The organism is Variovorax glucosi (assembly GCF_051216695.1).
GTDB lineage: Bacteria > Pseudomonadota > Gammaproteobacteria > Burkholderiales > Burkholderiaceae_C > Variovorax.
On the sequence record NZ_JBPJZE010000173.1, the window covers coordinates 1 to 1,268 of the forward strand.

General features: G+C 67.7%; 2 protein-coding genes. Both read right to left on the reverse strand.

Going from position 1 to position 1,268, the window contains the following annotated elements; genetic code table 11:
* Window positions 1–1,069 (reverse strand): serine hydrolase domain-containing protein (locus ACSFA3_RS23980; RefSeq protein WP_435507898.1); only part of this gene is annotated, 1,069 nt, incomplete at its 3' end.
* A 22-nt stretch (window positions 1,070–1,091) separates the two neighbouring features.
* Entirely contained in the window at window positions 1,092–1,256 is a 165-nt protein-coding gene (locus ACSFA3_RS23985) for a winged helix-turn-helix transcriptional regulator (protein WP_435507899.1), read from the reverse strand.
* Between the last annotated feature and the right edge of the window lie 12 nt (window positions 1,257–1,268).

Sequence of the window (1,268 nt, forward strand, 5' to 3'; positions counted from 1 at the left end):
CGTAGGCCACGATGCTCGTGAAGCCCTCGATGCCGCCGCTGTGCCCGAGCATCAAGCCGGGGCCGTCGGGCACGTCGTAGAGCTGCACGCCCATGCCGTAGAACGCGTTGCTCCCGGCATAGGGGCCGAGCATGGCGGGCATGCCGGTGAACATGCGGTGCACCGCTTCGCCGGGCAGCACCTTGCCCGCGAGCAATGCGTGCCAGAACACCGCGAGATCGCCCGCTGTCGATGCCAGCGCGCCGGCGGCGTAGGGCGTGGCGTACTGGTCCGGCGCATCGAGCGGCCGGCCGGCCGTGTGGCCCGTGGCAACGGGCAGCTCGACGCCCGGCTTGCGCATGACCGTGTGCGTGAGCGACAGCGGCTTGATGAGCCGCTTCGTGAGCACGTCCGCGAACGGCGCGCCGTCCACCTTCTCGACAATCACGCCGAGCATCGCGTAGCCGGTGTTGGAATAGCTCCAGTTGGTGCCGGGGCAGAACTGCGGCTTCTGCGATGTGCCGAGCGCGATGACGTCAGCGGGCGTGCGATAGGCCGTACCGAGCGATGGCAGTGCGTTGAAGCTCACGAGGCCGCTGGTGTGGCGCAGCAGATGTTCGATGGTGGTGAGCTTCGCATTCGGTGCGTCGGGAAACCATCTGTCGATGGTGTCGTCGAGCTTGAGCTTGCCTTCCTCGACGAGCTGCAGCACGACGGCGGCCGTCAGGGTCTTGGCGGTGCTTGCTACCTGGAAGGGCTGGTCGGGCACGACGGGTTGTGGCGGCTCCTTGCGTGCCAGGCCGCGCGTGGCGGACCAGGTGCCTTCACCGGGAATCGCGACGGCCACGCTGGCTGCGGGGACGTGCGCAAGCATCTTGTCGAGCGCATCGCCGAGTGCCTTCTGCAGCTCGGCAGGCAACTCGCCGTCGATGGAGCGCTTGAAGTCCTTCTGCCATATCGCCTCGGGCGCCGAGCGCATCGGCGGTCCCGCGTAGACGGGTGAGGGCGCGCACGCCGGCTGCGCCTGCGCGAGTCCCCATGACACAGACGTGGCCAGCAGAACGGCCGATGAAATCTTCCGCAACGACATTCGGTGCTCCCGGTGTGCCGGCCTACTTGGCCGCTTCGGCTTTCGCGCGTGCGGTTTCAATGCGCTTGGCGTTGCGGTCGCCCCAATCAGCCAGCGGCCCGAGCGCCGCATTGAGCGTGGCACCCAGCTTGGTTGCCGAGTACTCCACGCGCGGCGGCACTTCATGGAACACCTCGCGATGGACGATGCCATCGGTTTC